Annotated in this window: 19 protein-coding genes and 1 pseudogene; 16 read left to right on the top strand and 4 right to left on the bottom strand. The window is 64.2% G+C overall.

The window, feature by feature from the left end; genetic code table 11:
* Nucleotides 1–4: 4 nt before the first annotated feature.
* From urtD to ureG, 16 genes and pseudogenes are all read left to right on the top strand, one after another.
* Complete coding sequence (urtD, locus tag ACR65N_RS13195; protein ID WP_430304365.1) at nt 5–766, top strand: urea ABC transporter ATP-binding protein UrtD; 762 nt, start codon at nt 5–7, stop codon at nt 764–766.
* 176 nt (nt 767–942) lie between these two features.
* Nucleotides 943–1,638 carry an urea ABC transporter ATP-binding subunit UrtE gene (gene urtE, locus ACR65N_RS13190; RefSeq protein WP_440457401.1) on the top strand — a complete coding sequence of 232 codons (696 nt, stop codon included), beginning with the start codon at nt 943–945 and terminating at the stop codon, nt 1,636–1,638.
* A gap of 124 nt (nt 1,639–1,762) precedes the next feature.
* Nucleotides 1,763–2,956, top strand: coding sequence for a CE1 family esterase (locus tag ACR65N_RS13185; RefSeq protein WP_440457400.1), 1,194 nt, complete (start codon nt 1,763–1,765; stop codon nt 2,954–2,956).
* Entirely contained in the window at nt 2,887–3,717 is an 831-nt protein-coding gene (locus ACR65N_RS13180; protein ID WP_440457399.1) for an urease accessory protein UreD, read from the top strand. The genes ACR65N_RS13185 and ACR65N_RS13180 overlap by 70 nt, the downstream gene beginning before the upstream one ends.
* A 21-nt stretch (nt 3,718–3,738) precedes the next feature.
* Nucleotides 3,739–4,041 (top strand): urease subunit gamma, encoded by a 303-nt coding sequence (locus ACR65N_RS13175; RefSeq protein WP_440457398.1) that lies wholly within the window; start codon nt 3,739–3,741, stop codon nt 4,039–4,041.
* A 10-nt stretch (nt 4,042–4,051) separates the two neighbouring features.
* Nucleotides 4,052–4,303, top strand: coding sequence for a DUF1272 domain-containing protein (locus tag ACR65N_RS13170; protein ID WP_440457397.1), 252 nt, complete (start codon nt 4,052–4,054; stop codon nt 4,301–4,303).
* 19 nt (nt 4,304–4,322) lie between these two features.
* Complete coding sequence (locus ACR65N_RS13165; protein ID WP_440457396.1) at nt 4,323–4,628, top strand: urease subunit beta; 306 nt, start codon at nt 4,323–4,325, stop codon at nt 4,626–4,628.
* A gap of 25 nt (nt 4,629–4,653) precedes the next feature.
* Entirely contained in the window at nt 4,654–5,076 is a 423-nt protein-coding gene (locus tag ACR65N_RS13160) for a lysozyme inhibitor LprI family protein (protein WP_440457395.1), read from the top strand.
* A 126-nt stretch (nt 5,077–5,202) separates the two neighbouring features.
* Nucleotides 5,203–6,915 carry an urease subunit alpha gene (gene ureC / locus ACR65N_RS13155; protein ID WP_440457394.1) on the top strand — a complete coding sequence of 571 codons (1,713 nt, stop codon included), beginning with the start codon at nt 5,203–5,205 and terminating at the stop codon, nt 6,913–6,915.
* 42 nt (nt 6,916–6,957) lie between these two features.
* A complete protein-coding gene (locus tag ACR65N_RS13150; protein ID WP_440457393.1) occupies nt 6,958–7,230 on the top strand; it encodes a hypothetical protein in 273 nt (90 codons plus the stop codon).
* A gap of 49 nt (nt 7,231–7,279) precedes the next feature.
* Nucleotides 7,280–7,516, top strand: a pseudogene (locus tag ACR65N_RS13145) (type II toxin-antitoxin system RelE/ParE family toxin); the annotation flags it as partial.
* Between the two features lie 88 nt (nt 7,517–7,604).
* Nucleotides 7,605–7,847 (top strand): hypothetical protein, encoded by a 243-nt coding sequence (locus ACR65N_RS13140; protein ID WP_440457392.1) that lies wholly within the window; start codon nt 7,605–7,607, stop codon nt 7,845–7,847.
* A 53-nt stretch (nt 7,848–7,900) separates the two neighbouring features.
* A complete protein-coding gene (locus ACR65N_RS13135; RefSeq protein ID WP_440457391.1) occupies nt 7,901–8,569 on the top strand; it encodes a TIGR02117 family protein in 669 nt (222 codons plus the stop codon).
* Nucleotides 8,570–8,684: 115 nt separating this feature from the next.
* Nucleotides 8,685–9,218 carry an urease accessory protein UreE gene (gene ureE / locus ACR65N_RS13130; protein WP_440457390.1) on the top strand — a complete coding sequence of 178 codons (534 nt, stop codon included), beginning with the start codon at nt 8,685–8,687 and terminating at the stop codon, nt 9,216–9,218.
* Between the two features lie 6 nt (nt 9,219–9,224).
* Complete coding sequence (locus tag ACR65N_RS13125; RefSeq protein ID WP_440457389.1) at nt 9,225–9,896, top strand: urease accessory protein UreF; 672 nt, start codon at nt 9,225–9,227, stop codon at nt 9,894–9,896.
* Between the two features lie 81 nt (nt 9,897–9,977).
* On the top strand, nt 9,978–10,598 hold the full coding sequence (gene ureG, locus ACR65N_RS13120) for an urease accessory protein UreG (RefSeq protein WP_440457388.1): 621 nt from the start codon (nt 9,978–9,980) through the stop codon (nt 10,596–10,598).
* A 12-nt stretch (nt 10,599–10,610) separates the two neighbouring features.
* On the opposite strand, the gene ACR65N_RS13115 is transcribed toward ureG, so the two are convergent.
* The 4 genes from ACR65N_RS13115 to ACR65N_RS13100 all read right to left on the bottom strand — a co-directional run bounded on the left by ACR65N_RS13115 (nt 10,611) and on the right by ACR65N_RS13100 (nt 17,298).
* Nucleotides 10,611–11,315 (bottom strand): Crp/Fnr family transcriptional regulator, encoded by a 705-nt coding sequence (locus ACR65N_RS13115; protein WP_440457387.1) that lies wholly within the window; start codon nt 11,313–11,315, stop codon nt 10,611–10,613.
* 102 nt (nt 11,316–11,417) lie between these two features.
* On the bottom strand, nt 11,418–14,753 hold the full coding sequence (locus ACR65N_RS13110) for an efflux RND transporter permease subunit (RefSeq protein WP_440457386.1): 3,336 nt from the start codon (nt 14,751–14,753) through the stop codon (nt 11,418–11,420).
* A gap of 13 nt (nt 14,754–14,766) precedes the next feature.
* Nucleotides 14,767–15,978 (bottom strand): efflux RND transporter periplasmic adaptor subunit, encoded by a 1,212-nt coding sequence (locus ACR65N_RS13105; RefSeq protein WP_440457385.1) that lies wholly within the window; start codon nt 15,976–15,978, stop codon nt 14,767–14,769.
* 327 nt (nt 15,979–16,305) lie between these two features.
* Nucleotides 16,306–17,298, bottom strand: a complete 993-nt coding sequence (locus ACR65N_RS13100) for an ABC transporter substrate-binding protein (protein WP_440457384.1) — start codon at nt 17,296–17,298, stop codon at nt 16,306–16,308.
* Nucleotides 17,299–17,307: the final 9 nt, after the last annotated feature.

Raw genomic sequence — 17,307 nt, 5'->3', positions numbered from 1 at the left:
AGCGATGAAAACGGTAGCGGAAACACGGTCGAAAAGCCTGCTCTACCTGCAGGACGTGTCGGTCTCCTTCGACGGCTTCAAGGCGCTCAACGCGCTGTCCTTCGTGGTCGAGCCCGGGGAGCTGCGGGCGATCATCGGTCCGAACGGCGCGGGCAAGACGACGATGATGGACATCATCACCGGCAAGACGCGGCCGGACAGCGGCATGGTGCTTTTCGAGGATGCCATCGACCTCACCCGCAAGGACGAAGCCGACATTGCCCAGCTCGGCATCGGCCGCAAGTTCCAGAAGCCGACGGTGTTTGAAAGCCATACGGTCTGGGACAATCTGGAACTGGCGCTGAACCGCAAGCGCGGCGTCTTCGCCACGCTGTTCTACCGGCTGAGCGAGGACGACCGGCTGCGCATCGAGGAGATCCTGGCAACCGTTCGCCTCGGCCATCGCCGGCACGAGCTTGCCGCCAATCTCAGTCACGGCCAGAAGCAGTGGCTGGAGATCGGCATGCTGCTCGCCCAGGAACCGAAGCTGCTGCTGGTCGACGAGCCGGTGGCCGGGATGACCGACGCGGAGACGGCCGAGACCGCCATCCTCCTGCGCGAGATCGCCAAGACCCGCTCGGTGGTCGTGGTCGAGCACGACATGGGCTTCATCCGCGACCTCGGCGTCAAGGTGACGTGCCTGGCGGAAGGCTCGGTGCTTGCCGAGGGATCGATCGACTTTGTGTCGAACGATCCGAAGGTCATCGAAAATTATCTGGGGCGGTAATGATTGATGTTTTGCCCGTGACACCCCCCCTCTGCCCTGCCGGGCATCTCCCCCTCAAGGGGAGAGATCGAAGGAGGCGCTGGCATCCCCACCCGATCTCCCCCCCTGAGGGGGAGATGTCACGAAGTGACAGAGGGGGGCGATCTGGCGCCGAGCTATCATTTCGGAGACCAACCATGCTGACAGTCGACAACGTCAATCTTCACTACGGAGCTGCGCAGGCGTTGCGCGGCGTCTCGATTGCCGCGCCAATGGGCAAGATCACCTGCGTGCTCGGCCGCAACGGCGTTGGCAAGAGTTCGCTGTTGCGCGCCATCACCGGCCAGCATGCGGTGAGCGGCGGCACGGTCTCGTTCAACGGCGAGAGCCTGAACGGGCTGGCGCCCTATCGGCGGGCAAAGCACGGGATCGGCTATGTGCCGCAGGGCCGCGAGATCTTTCCGCTGCTGACGGTCCGGGAAAATCTCGAAAGCGGTTTTGCGCCGCTCGCCCGCAAGGACCGGTTCATCCCCGACGACATCTTCTCCCTGTTTCCGGTGTTGAACTCCATGCTGTCGCGCCGTGGCGGGGACCTGTCGGGCGGTCAGCAACAGCAGCTCGCCATCGGCCGGGCAATGGTGACCCGACCCAAGATCCTCGTGCTCGACGAGCCCACCGAAGGCATCCAGCCATCGATCATCAAGGATATCGGCCGCGCCATACAGTATCTGCGTGATTCGACGGGCATGGCTATTCTTCTGGTCGAACAATATCTGGACTTCTGCCGCGAGCTTGCCGACCACGTCTACATCATGGATCGTGGCGAGATTGTGCACGAGGGGCCGGCGGAAACACTGGATACGGCAGAAGCAAGGCGGCATCTGACGGTGTGATGCAGTTTTATCGCATGGCTGCCATTGTTCAGAAGAGCGGTTACACAGCATCTGGCAATATGCTAATCAGATCTCGGTTTTTTCCATCGCACGGACATGATGTTCCTTTCCCGAGAGGCGATTGATGCGGCTTGGCATTTCCTTCTTCCACGCGCTTGTCCGTCTGACGGCGACTGGCGCGGCATTTCTTGGTGCGGCTGCGGTCGCCCAGGCGGCCGGTTGCGGCACGGCGCTCGATAGCGGTTATCACGATGTCAGTCTGACTGTCGGCGACCAGGTTCGCCACGGTGTTTCCTATATTCCGCCGTCCTATGACGGTGCGAAGAAGATGGCGGTCGTCTTCGACCTGCACGGCTCCAACAGCTTTCCGCGCGGCCAGATGCGCCGCAGTTCCTGGGACAAGGTGGCGGAGCGCGAAGGCTTTATCGTCTTTGCCCCACAGGGCAGCCTCGACGGCAGCATGCCCGGCACCTTTGCCTGGAACGTTCCGGGCGTGACGTCGCGCGAAGGCGGTCAGGATGAGGTCGCATTCCTTCGCGCCGCCGTCGAGAAGGTGAAGCAGGACTATTGCGTCGATCCGGCCCGGATCTTCGCTTCCGGCTATTCGGGCGGCGGACGCATGCTGTCGGCCTATCTCTGCTCCGGTGCGTCAGATTTCGCCGCGGCCGGCTTCGTCAACTCGCTGCGCGTCGGCGTTCCGGTCGAGAACCGCGACGGTAAGTGGGCTCCGGACCCGTCGACCTGCACGCCCGCCAAGCCGGTCTCGATCATGGCATTTGCCGGCATCAAGGACGAGGCCAACCCCTATGCCGGCGGCGGCAAGCCCTACTGGCAGTATGGCTTCAAGACGGCGCTGCAGCGCTGGACACAGCTCGACGGCTGCAAGGGCAACGGCACGGCCGAGACGGCCGACGGCGTGACCTTCGGCCTCTACGACACCTGCCACAGCGGCGTTCGCATCGCCACTTACGAATTTGCCAATGGCAGCCACGACTGGCCGAGGCCGAACTCGAAGGCAGCGGTCATCGCCGCGGCATCGGACGGCAAGGCTGCCGGCGTGATGAAGGTCTCGACGGCGAAGAAGCCGGGCTTCAACCCGAACGTTGATCCGGCGCCGCGGATGTGGGACTTCTTCCGCAAAGCCGATGCGACCGATCTCGTCGCCACGGCCGCTCCGCCGGCCACCAAGGTCAACGCCTCGGTCTGCGGCGAAGGCGCTTCGGTGACCGACACAGTCGAGGGGACCACGTGCAGCAGCACCATCAGCCAGCCGACCGACCAGCGCCGCAGCGGGCTCGGGGCAAAGGGCGCCTTGTAACCAAGCAGTCGGCGGGCCGTTCGCGGCTCGCCGAACTGTTTCAGGACGGCTGCGCCAAGATCCGCCTGCCTGAAACCTTCGACGCCTCGCTCGAAGCGATCCTCATCAACAGTTCCGGCGGGCTCACCGGCGGCGACCGCATCGATTGGGAGCTGCAGGCGGGCGCCGGCACCGATGTCACCGTCACCACCCAGGCCAACGAGAAGATCTACAAGGCGGCCGCCGATACGGCGCGGCTCACCAGTCGCATTTCGGCGGGCGAGGGATCGCGCGTCTGCTGGCTGCCGCAGGAAAGCATTCTCTTCGACCGTGCGTCGCTGACCCGCGAACTTTCAGTCGATCTGGCACACGATGCCGAGTTCCTGGCCGTCGAGGCGGTCATCCTCGGGCGAACCGCGATGGGCGAGGCAGCCAGGCAGGGCCTTTTCCGTGACCGCTGGCGGATCCGTCGAGCCGGGAAACTCATCCATGCGGAAGAGGTCCGGATGGAAGGGCCGATCGCCGAGATCGGAAGACGGCCGGCGGTGCTTTCCGGGCGCGTCGCCTTCGCCACCGTCTTCTATTCCGGTCCTCTTGCGGAGGCTGTGTTGCCGCGCCTGCCTGGATTGCTCGATGACGGCTACTGCGGCGCCAGCCACTGGCAGGACAAGCTCGTTGTGCGGATCGCCGCGACCGACGGCTTCGCGCTCAGGAAAATTCTTGTTTCGGTCATTTCGCTCTTGCGAAATGGCGCGCCAGTGCCGAAAGTCTGGAACATCTGAGCATCAGAATTCGGGGAACACATGAACCTCAGCCCACGCGAAAAAGACAAGCTCCTGATCTCGATGGCGGCGATGGTCGCCCGTCGCAGGCTGGAGCGCGGCGTCAAGCTGAACCATCCGGAAGCCATCGCGCTGATCACCGATTTCGTTGTCGAGGGCGCGCGCGATGGACGCGCCGTGGCGGACCTGATGGAAGCCGGCGCGCACGTCATCAGCCGCGAGCAGGTGATGGAGGGTATCGCCGAAATGATCCACGACATCCAGGTCGAGGCAACGTTCCCGGATGGCACCAAGCTCGTCACCGTCCACGAACCGATCCGCTGAGGAACGAGCCATGCTGGACTTACGCCCCAACTGCGAATGCTGCGACAAGGACCTTCCGCCGGAAAGCCGAGAGGCGATGATCTGCACCTTCGAGTGCACGTTCTGCGCCGATTGCGTAACGAACGTGTTCAGCGGCGCCTGCCCGAATTGCGGCGGCGAATTCGTGCGCCGCCCCGTCCGCCCGGCGGCCAAGCTGATCGCCAATCCAGCTTCCACGCGGCGGGTTCTGAGAGAAGGCTGTGCGCCGATCAAGGCCGCCTAGCAGCAACAGGGAGTTCGCCATGATACCCGGAGAAATCATTGCCGCCGACGGCGAGATCGAGCTGAACAGCGGGGCGCCGACGCTGACGGTGAAAGTCTCCAACACCGGCGACCGGCCGGTGCAGGTCGGCAGCCACTATCATTTCTTCGAGACCAATGCGGGACTGTCCTTCGATCGCGACATGGCGCGCGGCATGCGGCTGGACATCCCGGCCGGTACCGCGGTGCGCTTCGAGCCGGGCCAGACGCGCGAGGTGACGCTGATCCCGCTGTCGGGCAAGCGCGAGGTCTACGGCTTCCGCCAGAAGGTGATGGGCAGACTGTGAAGGGGATGTCGGGATGGGGACGCGGATGATGAAGACCGGACTTGGAATGCTGATCCTGTGCGGCTGCGTACTGCTCATCGACGGTCCGTCCTCCGCCGAGGACCGGCCCTCGGTCGACTGCGAGGATGCGGTGACGCAGGCCGACATCAACCAGTGCGCCGACCTCGAATACCAGGAGGCGGACAAGGCGCTGAACGAGCAGTGGGCGAGGACGAAGGAGGTTCTTGCCGGCTGGGATGCCGACATCGATGCGCCGAACAGGGGCGCGGTCGCCGACCTGACCAAGGCGCAGCGGGCCTGGATCACCTATCGCGACGCCCAGTGCGACGCGACGGGCTACAGCGTCTGGGGTGGCAGTCTCTACCAGGCGGTCATCCTCGGCTGTCTGGCGCGCGTCACCCGCAACCGGACGACCGAGCTGAAGGAACTTGCCGAAGGCGTCGAATAGCAGCCGACGTCCGCCATCGCCTTATGTAGCCGCGCTGTTCGACGGCCGCACCCATCCTACGCTCCGCGCCCTCGGGCGACCGCCGCCGCACATTGCATTCTCCGTCTCCCAAGGAGCCTGATCGCCATGCCCTACAAGATGTCCCGCGCCGCCTATGCCTCGATGTTCGGACCGACGGTCGGCGACAAGGTGCGGCTGGCCGACACCGAACTGTTCATCGAGGTGGAGAAGGATTTCACCACTTATGGCGAGGAGGTGAAGTTCGGGGGTGGCAAGGTCATTCGCGACGGCATGGGCCAGAGCCAGGTAACGCGGGCGAACGGTGCCGTCGATACCGTCATCACCAATGCGGTCATCGTCGACCACACCGGCATCATCAAGGCCGATATCGGCCTGAAAGACGGGCGGATCGTCGCGATCGGCAAGGCCGGCAATCCGGATACCCAGCCGGGCGTCAACATCATCGTCGGCCCGGGCACTGAGGCGATAGCCGCCGAAGGCAAGATCATCACCGCCGGCGGCATGGATGCGCATATCCACTTCATCTGCCCGCAGCAGATCGAGGAGGCGCTGATGTCGGGCCTCACCTGCATGCTGGGCGGCGGCACCGGCCCTGCCCACGGCACGCTCGCCACCACCTGCACGCCTGGCCCTTGGCATCTGGCGCGGATGATCGAGGCCGCCGATGCCTTCCCGATGAACCTTGCCTTCGCCGGCAAGGGCAACGCCTCGCTTCCCGGCGCGCTCGAGGAGATGGTGCTTGGCGGCGCGACGTCCCTCAAGTTGCACGAGGACTGGGGCACGACGCCCGGCGCCATCGACTGCTGCCTGACGGTGGCCGACGAATACGATGTGCAGGTGATGATCCACACCGATACGCTGAACGAAAGCGGTTTCGTCGAAGACACGATCGGCGCCATCAGGGGACGCACGATCCATGCCTTCCACACGGAAGGGGCCGGCGGCGGCCACGCGCCGGATATCATCAAGATCTGCGGCCAGATGAACGTCATTCCGTCGTCGACCAATCCGACGAGGCCCTACACGATCAATACGCTGGCCGAACATCTCGACATGCTGATGGTCTGCCACCACCTGTCGCCGTCGATCCCGGAAGACATCGCCTTTGCCGAAAGCCGCATCCGCAAGGAAACCATCGCGGCCGAGGACATTCTGCACGATATCGGCGCCTTCTCTATCATCTCCTCCGACAGCCAGGCCATGGGCCGCGTCGGCGAGGTGGCGATCCGCACTTGGCAGACGGCCGACAAGATGAAGCGCCAGCGCGGGCGTTTGCCACAGGAAACCGGCGAAAACGACAATTTCCGCGTCCGCCGCTATATCGCCAAATACACGATCAACCCGGCGATCGCGCATGGACTTTCCCACGAGATCGGCTCGGTCGAAGTCGGCAAACGCGCCGACCTCGTCATGTGGAACCCGGCCTTCTTCGGCGTCAAGCCGGACATGGTGCTGCTCGGCGGCATGATAGCAGCGGCCCCGATGGGCGATCCGAACGCCTCGATCCCGACGCCGCAACCGGTGCATTACCGGCCGATGTTCGGCGCCTTCGGCAAGGCCCGCACCAACTCGTCCGTCACCTTCGTCTCTCAGGCCTCGCTCGATGCCGGTCTGGCCGGACGCCTGGGCGTTGCCAAGCAGCTGGTGGCGGTGAAGAACACGCGCGGCGGGATCTCCAAGAAGTCGATGATCCTCAACGACCTCACCCCGCATATCGAGGTCGATCCGGAAACCTACGAGGTGCGCGCCGACGGCGAGCTTTTGACCTGCGAACCGGCAACCGTGCTGCCTATGGCGCAGCGGTATTTCCTGTTCTGAGCGCCCCTTTGGCAGGCTGATGGTCTGTGATAGGATGTCGTCATGAGCGTCAAAGAGACTGTCAGCATCGATGGCGATTTGAAAAAGCGTCTCGCTGTCATAGCGGAACGCGAAGGCTCGACCGTGTCTGAACTGGCTGAGGGCGTTTTGCGGCTTCATGCGGAGGATGTGGAGCGCCAGGAGGCCGAGTTTGCCGAGGATGATCGCCGATGGGCGAGATATCTGGAAACCGGCGAATGCATTTCTGGTGAGGATATGCAGGCCAAATTGCGAGCGCTTGCCGATGAAGCGGGGCGCAAGGCAAGATCAGCGTGAAGATACGCTTTCTGCCCGAAGCCGATCAGGATATTGACGGCTTTACAGCTTTCTGGCGAGGCAGAATTCCTCAGCAGCGCGGAAGGCAATGTTGGCCATCGACAATGCTATCGACCGCCTTCAGCAAAGTCCCCACATTGGCGCCCTGATGCGAGAACGCACTGGAGACCGGCAGCTCTTCATCCCCTTCGGCAATAGCGCATACGTTCTTCGCTACAGACTGGAAGAGGCGCGGGATACTCTGATCGTGGTGCGGGTATGGCATGGGCGAGAAAGCAGAGACTGAGGCGTGCAGGTCTCTTATTCCTTCTGTTGCCTGATTGTCGGCGCCGGCATTTGTTGTAGACTTGGGCTCTGACGCTCAGGGTAACACCATGGCTGAAGACATCAACACTCTTGTCCTTGAACATGTGCTGGCTGTTCGTGCGGACCTGCGTGGCATGCGCGACACCCTGTCGGAGCATTGTCATCGGCTGACGCGGATCGAGATCGGATTGGCGAGCCTGCGCCGGGACTATCGGACGGACGCTGCAGGCGTGGCGGAGATGGGCCTGCGTCTGGACCGTCTCGGAGACAAGGTTCAAAGAATTGAGCGCCGGCTTGAGATCCTTGACTGAAGCGTCCCGGAGGTTTGGTTGCATTTAGGCATTGCGAGGTCTACGTCGGCCCCATGACGAAGATCTTCCGCCGGCTGCTGCTGCTCGTTGCGATCCCCTTGCTCGCTGTCATCCTCGGCACGCTCGTGCCACGTCCTCTCTTTTCAACCTCCGCCAATGAGGGTCCGGCCACCCGCGAGGTGCTGGTTCTCTCCAACCCGATCCATACCGACCTGGCGCTGCGGCTCGACGACGATCTGCGCCGGGAACTCGGTGACCTCGGGCCGCTCGGATTTGAGATCGACCATCCGGGTGCTGCCTATCTGATCATCGGCTGGGGCGGGCGTGCCTTCTACATCGAGACGCCGACCTGGGGCGAGCTCAAGCCCGTGCCGCTGTTCAAGGCGCTAACGATCGACAGCTCGGTCATGCATGTGGATCTGGCTGGCGAGATCTCGCCCGCAGATCCGACGGTGCGCCGGTTGCTGGTGACCGACGACGGCTACCGGCGACTGATTGCGGCGATCCGCGACAGCTTTGCCCGCAAGGACGGTCAGCCACAGCGGGTGGCGGATGCGGCCTACGGCGAGTACGACGCGTTCTTCGAGGCGAATGGCGGCTTCAACGCGCTGCTCGGCTGCAACACCTGGACGGGTGCGATGCTGCGCACGGCCGGCATCCGTACGGGCTGGTGGACGCCGCTGCCGCCGTTGCTCGCCTGGTCGCTTGATTTGCACCAATGACAGGCAGCATGCGGCACGGACGGGCGCCGCGGATTTTGCCGCGCATCGGCAATCACCGCTTGTCATGGCCGGCGCGCTTGGCAATGATGCGGGCATCATCACAGGAACCTACCCCATGCAGCATGTCCACAGCTATCGCCCGGCCGGCGAGATTTCCGATCCGCCCATCGACACCGTGACGCTTCCCCACGACCTGCGCCACCTTCGCCGCAAGCTCCTGCATCTGTCGAACGGCGACATGGTGATGCTCGACCTCAAGGAGGCGGTGCTGTTCCACGATGGCGACCGGCTGGTGCTCGACAATGGCGAGACGGTGGAGGTGAAGGCGGCGGCGGAAAAGCTGTTCGAGGTGCGGGCCCGCGACACGCTGCATCTGATCGAGCTCGCCTGGCACCTGGGCAACCGGCACCTGCCGGCGCAGATCGAGGACGACCGGATCGTCATCCTGCGCGACCACGTGATCCGCTCCATGCTGCAGGGGCTCGGCGCCACGGTGCTCGACGTCGAGGAACCATTCCAGCCGGCCCGTGGCGCCTATCATTCGCATGGCAGCCACGACCATGGCCACGCGGCACACGATCACGCAGGCAATGACCATTCCGGACATGACCATTCGGGGCATGACCACGCCCATCACAAACATGATTGAGCCGCGGTGAGCTTAACCCGCGACACGCAGTCGCTGCTGCGGCTGATGGCATGGCTGTCGCCGGCCTTTCCGGTCGGCGGTTTCGCCTATTCCAGCGGCCTGGAGCGTGCGGTGCATGACCGGCTGGTGACGGATGCCGAGGGATTGCGCGGCTGGCTTTCGGCGACGCTGGAGGCCGGAACACTGTGGAACGACGCGGTGCTGCTGGCCGGTGCCGCGCGCGCCGTAGATGACGGGCGCCAGCTTGCGGAACTGTCGGAACTTGGGCTGGCGCTGGCCGGCTCGACGGAACGGCATCTGGAAACCCTGTCGCTCGGTCGCGCCTTCGTGTCAGCCGCTGGGGCCTGGCCGCAGGCAGTCTTCGAGCGCCTGCCGCGCGATTGTCCCTTTCCGGTGGCCGTCGGTGCGGTCGCCTCCGCTCATGGCGTGTCGACCGAGCAGGCGCTCGCCGCCTTCCTGCATGCGGCGCTCTCGCAAGGCGTGTCGGCCGGCATCCGCCTTGGTATTTGCGGTCAGCAGCAGGGCGTAGCGATGCTCGCACAGCTGGAGGCCCGGGTGGTAGAGGCCGCCGCCCGGGCCGCCGCCTCTACCCTCGACGATCTGGGATCCTCGACGGTGCAGGCGGATATTGCCTCGATGCGGCATGAGACGCAGCATTCGCGGCTGTTTCGTTCCTGAACTGCGAAATGCCGGCGGTGCCGGCTTGTGCGGCGCAGCAGGTCGGATAGTCTGGCGCGACAAGAATGAAGGGCATGCAAGATGAAATCGGCAAACGGACCTCTGCGCGTCGGCATCGGCGGGCCGGTCGGCTCGGGCAAGACGGCGCTGACGGAAAAGCTGTGCAAGGCGATGCGCCAAGACTATTCGGTGGCCGTCGTCACCAACGACATCTACACCAAGGAGGATGCCGAGGCGCTGGTCCGGATGCAAGCTCTTTCCTCGGACCGCATCGTCGGCGTGGAGACCGGCGGTTGTCCGCACACTGCCATTCGCGAGGATGCGACGATCAACCTGCAGGCGATTGCCGGGCTGAACGAGCGTTTTCCCGATCTCGACCTGATCTTCATCGAGTCGGGCGGTGACAATCTTGCCGCGACCTTCTCGCCGGATCTTGCCGATATCACCATCTACGTCATCTCGACCTGCCAGGGCGAGGAGATCCCGCGCAAGGGTGGTCCCGGCATCACGCGCTCGGACATGCTGGTCATCAACAAGAAGGACCTGGCACCCTATGTCGGCGCCGATCTCGACGTGATGGACCGCGACGCGGCGCGCATGCGCGATAACAAGCCGTTCATCTTCACCGACTTGAAGCGCGGCGAAGGCGTCGACCACATCGTTCGGTTTCTCGAGACCCAGGGCGGGCTGTCCACCGCGTAAGGATCCGGCCCCTCAGATCTTGCGGAGAGCCTCGACGTCGCCGATCTGCACGATCCGGCCGCGAACGGTAACGCCGTTCGCCTTCAGGCTGGCGAAGGCCCGCGACAGTGCTTCCGGCGCCAGACCCAACAGGCCGGCAATCAGGCTCTTCTGGTAGGGCAGGCGGATGGAGGCGGCGCCGTCGTCGCTCGGGCAGCAGGCCAGCAGGTAGTCGGCGACCCGTTGCGGCGCCGTGTAGAGACGATCATTGGCCATGCAGTCCATGATCGTCAGCAGGTGCGACGACAGAAGCGCACTGATCGCGCTCGACACCGTCGCGTCCCGGTCGGCAAGCCGGCGGACGTCGGTGATCCCGAAGCTGGCGATCGTTGCGGTTTCGGCGACTTCCGCAGAGGTGCGGTATCGCTCGCCGCCGTGGATCAGACATTCGGCGAACACCTCGCCGGGGCCGCAGATGCGCAGGTCCGCCTGACGGCCGTCGCGGCCGGTGCGAAACAGCCTGACATAGCCGTAGAGCACGCAATAGAAGTCGCGGGCTCTTTCGCCTTCGTCATAGAGGGTCGAACGGGCGGGCAGGGTGGTAAACAGAGCCGTGTCGATGAGATGGGCGGCGGCCTGCGGCGATACTGACTGCAGCAGCGGACTGGCGGCGAGCAGATTACGCTCGCGACTGTGTATCTTCGCCCGACCTTCGGCCATCGTCTCCGCGTCCCTCATGCTCCACGGCGCCCAAACCGTCTTTGGCACATGGCGTAGCATGCGGGACACCAGACCGGCTTGACCAAGATCAAGCCGGTCTGGTTCTGGTCGAGCCCTGGCCTATTCCGCCGCCAGCGGCGGCAGGCGCAGAACGTTGTTGCCGCCAGACCGCGTGCCGCGGTCGTCGTGATCGTTCGCCGCCTGCCCCTCGACCTGCTTCAGCCGTTCCTGCAGCGCGGCGATCTGCCGTTCGCTGTCGCGGGCGTTGCGGCTCAGCTCCTCGCTGGACAGCACCGGCTCCTCGATCTCCTTCTTGCCGACAAAGCGGCTGAAGATACGGCTGAGGAGGCGCGACAGGTCGTCCATGATCAGGAAGAAGGCCGGCACGACCACCAGGCTCAGCACCGTCGAGACGATGATGCCGCCGATGACGGCGATCGCCATCGGCGCGCGGAACGAGCCGCCTTCGCCGACGCCGAGAGCCGAAGGCAGCATGCCGGCCGACATGGCGATCGATGTCATGATGATCGGCCGGGCACGCTTGCGGCCGGCTTCGACCATGGCATGCACCCGTTCCAGTCCGTGGCGGCGCATCTCTATGGCGAAATCGACCAGCAGGATGGCGTTCTTGGTGACGATGCCCATCAGCATCAGGATGCCGATCAGCACGGGCATCGACAGGGCGTTGTTGGTGACGATCAGCCCGACCGCCACGCCGCCGATGGCCAGCGGCAGCGAGAACAGGATGGTGAAGGGCTGGATGACGTCCTTGAACAGCAGGATCAGCACCACCAGCACCAGCAGCAGGCCGAGCAGCATGGCGTTGGCGAAGCCCTGGACCATCTCGCCCTGGATCTTCGCATCGCCGCTTTCGGCAAGGCGAACGGTCGGCGGCAGGTTGGTTTCGGTAACGATCCGGCGGAACTCGTCGGTCGCCGTGTCCAGCGCCGTCCCCTGGGGAACGTCGGAGCCAATGGACACGACACGGTTGCGGGAGTTGCGCTTGATCGAGCTTGGGCCTTCCGAATAGTCGACATCCGCGACGCTCGACAGTGGCACGGTGGCACCGCCTGCCGTCTTGACCCTCAGGGCACGGATGGCCTGCAGGTCGCGGCGCAGATCGAGAGAGGCCTGGACGCGGATGGGGATCAGGCGGCTGTCGAGGGCAATCTTCGGCAGCGCCGCATCGACATCGCCGATGGTCGCGACGCGCACGGTCTCGGAGATCTGCTGCGGCGTGATGCCGAGACGGGCGGCCTCGTCCTTGCGGGGACGGATCTGCAGCTCGGGACGCGGCAGCGAACCTTCCGAAGAAACGTTCGCCAGGATCGGCGAGGCGCGCAGGCGGCTTTCCAGCCTGGCGACGGCGTCGTTCAGCTCGTCATTGTTGCTGGCAAGGAAGTTGAACGACAGTTCGCGCTCGCCCCGGTCGTTGAGCTTGGTGATGCGCACATCGGGGATCGAACGAACCTTGGCAAACAGCTCCTTCTCGATCTCCCACTGCGGCCGCACGCGGCCTTCGGTCGGGAGCTTCGGAAGATGCTCGCCGATGAGGGGCAGGGAGCCGAGCCCCTTGTTGACCAGGGTCCGGACCAGCGAATGGTCGAGCGTGCCGAGAATGACGCGCACCGTTGCAAGACGCAGTTCCAGATCGCCCTTCGGCGAGGCACCGCCCAGGACGAAGACGCTTTCAACGCCGTCGAGACCCTTGATCGTGTCGTAGATCTTCGTCGAGGTGGCGGCGGTCTCGTCCAGCGTCGCGTTCGGCGGCAGTTCCACCGCCAGCACGATTCGCGAGGAATCTTCCGGCGGCAGGAAGCTGCCGGGCACCTGCATGAGCAGCATGATGGAGCCGATCAGGAAGACGATGGCGCCGGCAAGCGTCGCATAGCGCATGTACCAGCGTCTGGTGGTGCCGGTGACCAGGCGCGTGTAGGCCTTCATCAGCCAGCCGTCATTGTCGTGGTGATCGTCCATCGCGTCTTCGGCGCGCATCAGGTAGGCCGCCATCAGCGGCGTGATGAGACGCGCCACAAGCAGCGAGAAGAATACCGAGAAGGCGACGGTCAGGCCGAACTGGATGAAGTACTGGCCGGGGATGCCGGGCATGAACGAGACCGGCACGAAGACCGCGATGATGGTAAAGCTGGTGGCGATGACCGCCAGCCCGATCTCATCGGCGGCATCCAGCGCCGCCTTGTACGGTGATTTGCCCATCTTGATGTGGCGGGCGATGTTCTCCACCTCGACGATCGCGTCGTCGACGAGAATGCCGGTCGCCAGCGTCAGGGCGAGGAAGCTCACGAGGTTGAGCGAGAACCCCATGATGTCCATGACCCAGAAGGTCGGGATCGCCGACAGCGGCAGGGCGACGGCGGAAATCAGCGTGGCGCGCCAGTTGCGCAGGAACAGCATGACGACGATGACGGCGAGGATGGCGCCCTCGATCAGCGTGTGGATCGCCGCCTCGTAGTTGCCGTAGGTGAAGTAGACGGAATCGTCGACCATCTGGATGTTGACGTTCGGATGGCCTTCGCGGATCGTCGCGAGCTCGGTTTCGACCGTCTCGGCGACCGAGACTTCGCTGGAGCCCTTGGAACGGAAGACCGCAAACGTCACCGTCGGCTCGCCGTTGAACCGCGAGAAGGATTTTGGCTCCTCATAGGTGTCGGTGATGGTGCCAAGCTCCGACAGCTTGACGAAGCGTCCGCTCGACAGCGCGATGGTGGTGTCGGCAAGATCGGAGACCCGGCGGGAATCGCCGAGCGTGCGGATCGTCTGCTCATTGCCGGCCACCTGTCCGCGGCCGGAGCCGAGGTCGACATTGGTCGAGCGCAGCTGAGCATTCACGTCCGGCGCGCTGATGCCGTAGGAATTCAGCTTGTCCGGATCGAGCGCGACGCGGATCTCGCGGTCGGCACCGCCGTAGCGGTCGATCCGGCCGATGCCGGGCTGGCCCTGCAGGGCTCGCTTGATCGTGTCGTCGACGAACCACGACAGTTCTTCGAGCGTCATGTCGGCGGAAGACACGGCAAAGGTCTGGATCGCCTGGCCTTCGACGTCGACCTTCGAAACGATCGGCTCCTCGACGGCCGCCGGCAGGTCGCCGCGGATGCGGTCGATGGCGTCCTTGGTATCCTGGACGGCTTCGTCCGTGGGCTTTTCGATGCGGAACAGGACGACCGTCTGCGATTGGCCATCGCTGACAGTGGAGGTGATCTCGTCGACGCCGCTGATCGAGGCGACCGCGTCTTCGATCTCCTTCGTCACCTGCATCTCGAGCTCGGAGGGCGAGGCGCCGCTCTGTGCGACGATGATCGACACCACCGGCACGTCGATGTTCGGGAAGCGGGTGATCGGCAGCTTGTTGAAGGACTGGATGCCCATGAACAGCAGCAGCGCGAAGGCCAGTAGCGGTGCGATCGGATTGCGGATCGACCAGGCGGAGAAGTTCATCGATCTGAGCCCTTCAATTGGCGGCTACGGGTTCGGCAGGCACGGGCGAAATGCGGTCCCCATCACGCACGAAGGCGCCGGCCTTGGCAACGACCAGATCCCCGGCTTCGAGCCCCTTGAGGATCTGCACGTAGCCCTGGTCCTGGATGCCGGTCTCGATCGACACCTGCTTGACGACGTTGTCGTCAACCCTGCGGGCGATGGCGCCGGTGCGTTCCGTGGTCACCGCCGACTGCGGCAGCGTCAGTGACGTGGTTTCCTCGATGATGATCCTGGCATTGCCGTACATACCGGAGCGGGCGCCGCTGTTGGCGTCGACGACGATGTGCACCGAGCCGAGACGGGTCGCCGGATCGATGACCGGAGAGACCAGACGGACGGTGCCGGGCAACGTGTCGCGGGCGCCGGCGAATGTGATGCGGGCGGGCATGCCCTGGCGGATGCGCCGGATATTGCTTTCCGAGACGTCGGCGACCAGTTCCACCGCGCCATCGAGGATCATCGTAAACAGCGGCGTGCCGCTGCCGGCGGCAATCGCGCCGACCTTGGCATCACGCACCGATACGACGCCGTCGACAGGTGCCTTGATCTCGGTCCGCTCGAGCTTCAGGTCGAGATCCTTGATCTGCGCGTCGACGACCTTGATGTCGGCCTCGCCGACGGCGACCGCCTGCTTGGACGCGTTTAGCCGGGCAAGCGCGGCTTCGGCCGAGGCAGTCTGCTGCTCGACCTGCGAGGTCGAGACGGTGCCGTTCCTGCTGAGATTGACCGACCGGTCACGCTGGCGAACCGCATCATCGGCATTCGCCTGCGCCTCGATCACCTGTGCCTTGTACTGGGCAAGGCCTGCTTCCGCCTTGGCGCGGTTGGCCTCCAGCTGGCTCTTCTCCAGCAGCAGCGCATCGTTGTTGAGCTCCGCCATCACGTCGCCGGCCTTGACGCGGTCGCCGACATCGACGTTCAGCGACTTGATCGACAGGCCCTCGACGAGCGGCTGCACGAAGATTTCCTGGACCGGGCGGACGGTGCCGCTCGCAACGACGCTGTCGGTCATCGGCCGGGTGACGACCTCCGTCACGACGATCGACGGCAGGCGGCTTTCCGTGCGCTGGCCTTCCTGACCTGCTGCCGGCTGCTGGTCCTGCGCCAAGCCCGGCAACGGCGAGACCGTCGTCGCTGCAAGCGCAATCAGGGCGGTGGCGAGAGAAGGCAGTCGGGAAACCATGGGCACGTCCGATCCGGATAAAGCAAAACGCAGGCAATCGTCATCTGCGGGATGCGCTCGGATAAGGCCCGGCAGGTTCATTCGAACCGTTGCCGATGTAACGAAGCAAAGCGGCTGCCGCTGCACTTCGTCGTCCTCCGCCCACTCCCGGCAATTTCATCTGTAACTGGTTACGCGCATTCGTGCCCGCAAGGTCGTTACACAACAAAACGTGATGACGTGTAGCGGTGCAATCAATGCCGATCAATCCCGGCACTGTTATGGCGGTGGATTGCTGCCAGGAAGGTAAAGAAGGACGCGCTTCGGATAGCGCGTCCTTCTTGTTCGTTACTTCAGCGCGGCATTGGTGATGTCCATGGTGTAGGCGCCGGTCGGCTCCTTGGAGATCACCGGATCCGAGCCGCCGCCAAGCAGCGTCTTGACCGTGCGCTTGTAGTCGGGCTCATCCAGCGCGCCGTTGGAGCCGGCGGTGAGCTTCGCCACTTCGCCCATCATGCGCTTCTGGTGAACTTCGGTCTGGGCGCCGGAGGCATCGTTTTCGAGAACGATCCCGGCTGCCTCGTCGGCATTGCTCTCGGCATATTTCCAGCCCTTCATCGAAGCGCGGACGAACTTGACCATCTTCTCCTTGAAGGCCGGATCCTTCAACTTGTCTTCCAGCACGTAGAGACCGTCTTCCAGGGTCGCCACGCCTTCGTCCTCGTACTTGAAGGTCACCAGCTGGTCGGGCTTGATGCCGGCGTCGATGACCTGCCAGTACTCGTTGTAGGTCATCGTCGAGATGCAGGCCGCCTGCTTCTGCAGCAGAGGATCGACATTGAAGCCCTGCTTCAGCACCTTTACGCCTTCGGCCGAACCGTCGGTCTTGATGCCGAGCGTCGCCATCCACGAGAGGAACGGATACTCGTTGCCGAAGAACCAGACGCCGAGCGTCTTGCCCTTGAAGTCGGCCGGCTTGGTGATGCCGGTCTCCTTGAGGCAGGTCAGCATCATGCCCGAAGACTTGAACGGCTGGGCGATGTTGACGAGCGGAACGCCCTTTTCGCGGGTTGCGAGCGCAGACGGCATCCAGTCGACGATGACGTCGGCGCCGCCGCCGGCCAGAACCTGCGGCGGTGCGATGTCGGGGCCGCCCGGCTTGATCTCGACATCGAGGCCTTCGGCTTCGTAGAAACCCTTTTCCTTGGCGACGTAGTAGCCGGCGAACTGCGCCTGCGTCACCCATTTCAGCTGCAGCGTCACCTTGTCGGCGGCGGCAGCCTGCAGTGCGGTCAGCGACACGGCGGCCGCCAGCATCAGCGATGCGATCCGGATTGTCATGATTTCGTT

This window comes from Rhizobium sp. SAFR-030, from assembly GCF_059415005.1.
This window is presented reverse-complemented; position numbering and strand designations above follow the sequence as displayed.

Coding starts and splice junctions, on each gene's coding strand:
- ACR65N_RS13135 (WP_440457391.1), top strand. CDS start 7,901: ATGACGAAGATCTTCCGCCGGCTGCTGCTGCTCGTTGCGATCCCCTTG.
- ACR65N_RS13160 (WP_440457395.1), top strand. CDS start 4,654: ATGATGAAGACCGGACTTGGAATGCTGATCCTGTGCGGCTGCGTACTG.
- ACR65N_RS13115 (WP_440457387.1), bottom strand. CDS start 11,315: ATGAGGGACGCGGAGACGATGGCCGAAGGTCGGGCGAAGATACACAGT.
- ACR65N_RS13140 (WP_440457392.1), top strand. CDS start 7,605: ATGGCTGAAGACATCAACACTCTTGTCCTTGAACATGTGCTGGCTGTT.
- ACR65N_RS13150 (WP_440457393.1), top strand. CDS start 6,958: ATGAGCGTCAAAGAGACTGTCAGCATCGATGGCGATTTGAAAAAGCGT.
- ACR65N_RS13185 (WP_440457400.1), top strand. CDS start 1,763: ATGCGGCTTGGCATTTCCTTCTTCCACGCGCTTGTCCGTCTGACGGCG.
- ACR65N_RS13100 (WP_440457384.1), bottom strand. CDS start 17,298: ATGACAATCCGGATCGCATCGCTGATGCTGGCGGCCGCCGTGTCGCTG.
- urtD (WP_430304365.1), top strand. CDS start 5: ATGAAAACGGTAGCGGAAACACGGTCGAAAAGCCTGCTCTACCTGCAG.
- ureC (WP_440457394.1), top strand. CDS start 5,203: ATGCCCTACAAGATGTCCCGCGCCGCCTATGCCTCGATGTTCGGACCG.
- urtE (WP_440457401.1), top strand. CDS start 943: ATGCTGACAGTCGACAACGTCAATCTTCACTACGGAGCTGCGCAGGCG.
- ureG (WP_440457388.1), top strand. CDS start 9,978: ATGAAATCGGCAAACGGACCTCTGCGCGTCGGCATCGGCGGGCCGGTC.
- ACR65N_RS13170 (WP_440457397.1), top strand. CDS start 4,052: ATGCTGGACTTACGCCCCAACTGCGAATGCTGCGACAAGGACCTTCCG.
- ACR65N_RS13165 (WP_440457396.1), top strand. CDS start 4,323: ATGATACCCGGAGAAATCATTGCCGCCGACGGCGAGATCGAGCTGAAC.
- ACR65N_RS13175 (WP_440457398.1), top strand. CDS start 3,739: ATGAACCTCAGCCCACGCGAAAAAGACAAGCTCCTGATCTCGATGGCG.
- ureE (WP_440457390.1), top strand. CDS start 8,685: ATGCAGCATGTCCACAGCTATCGCCCGGCCGGCGAGATTTCCGATCCG.
- ACR65N_RS13105 (WP_440457385.1), bottom strand. CDS start 15,978: ATGGTTTCCCGACTGCCTTCTCTCGCCACCGCCCTGATTGCGCTTGCA.
- ACR65N_RS13110 (WP_440457386.1), bottom strand. CDS start 14,753: ATGAACTTCTCCGCCTGGTCGATCCGCAATCCGATCGCACCGCTACTG.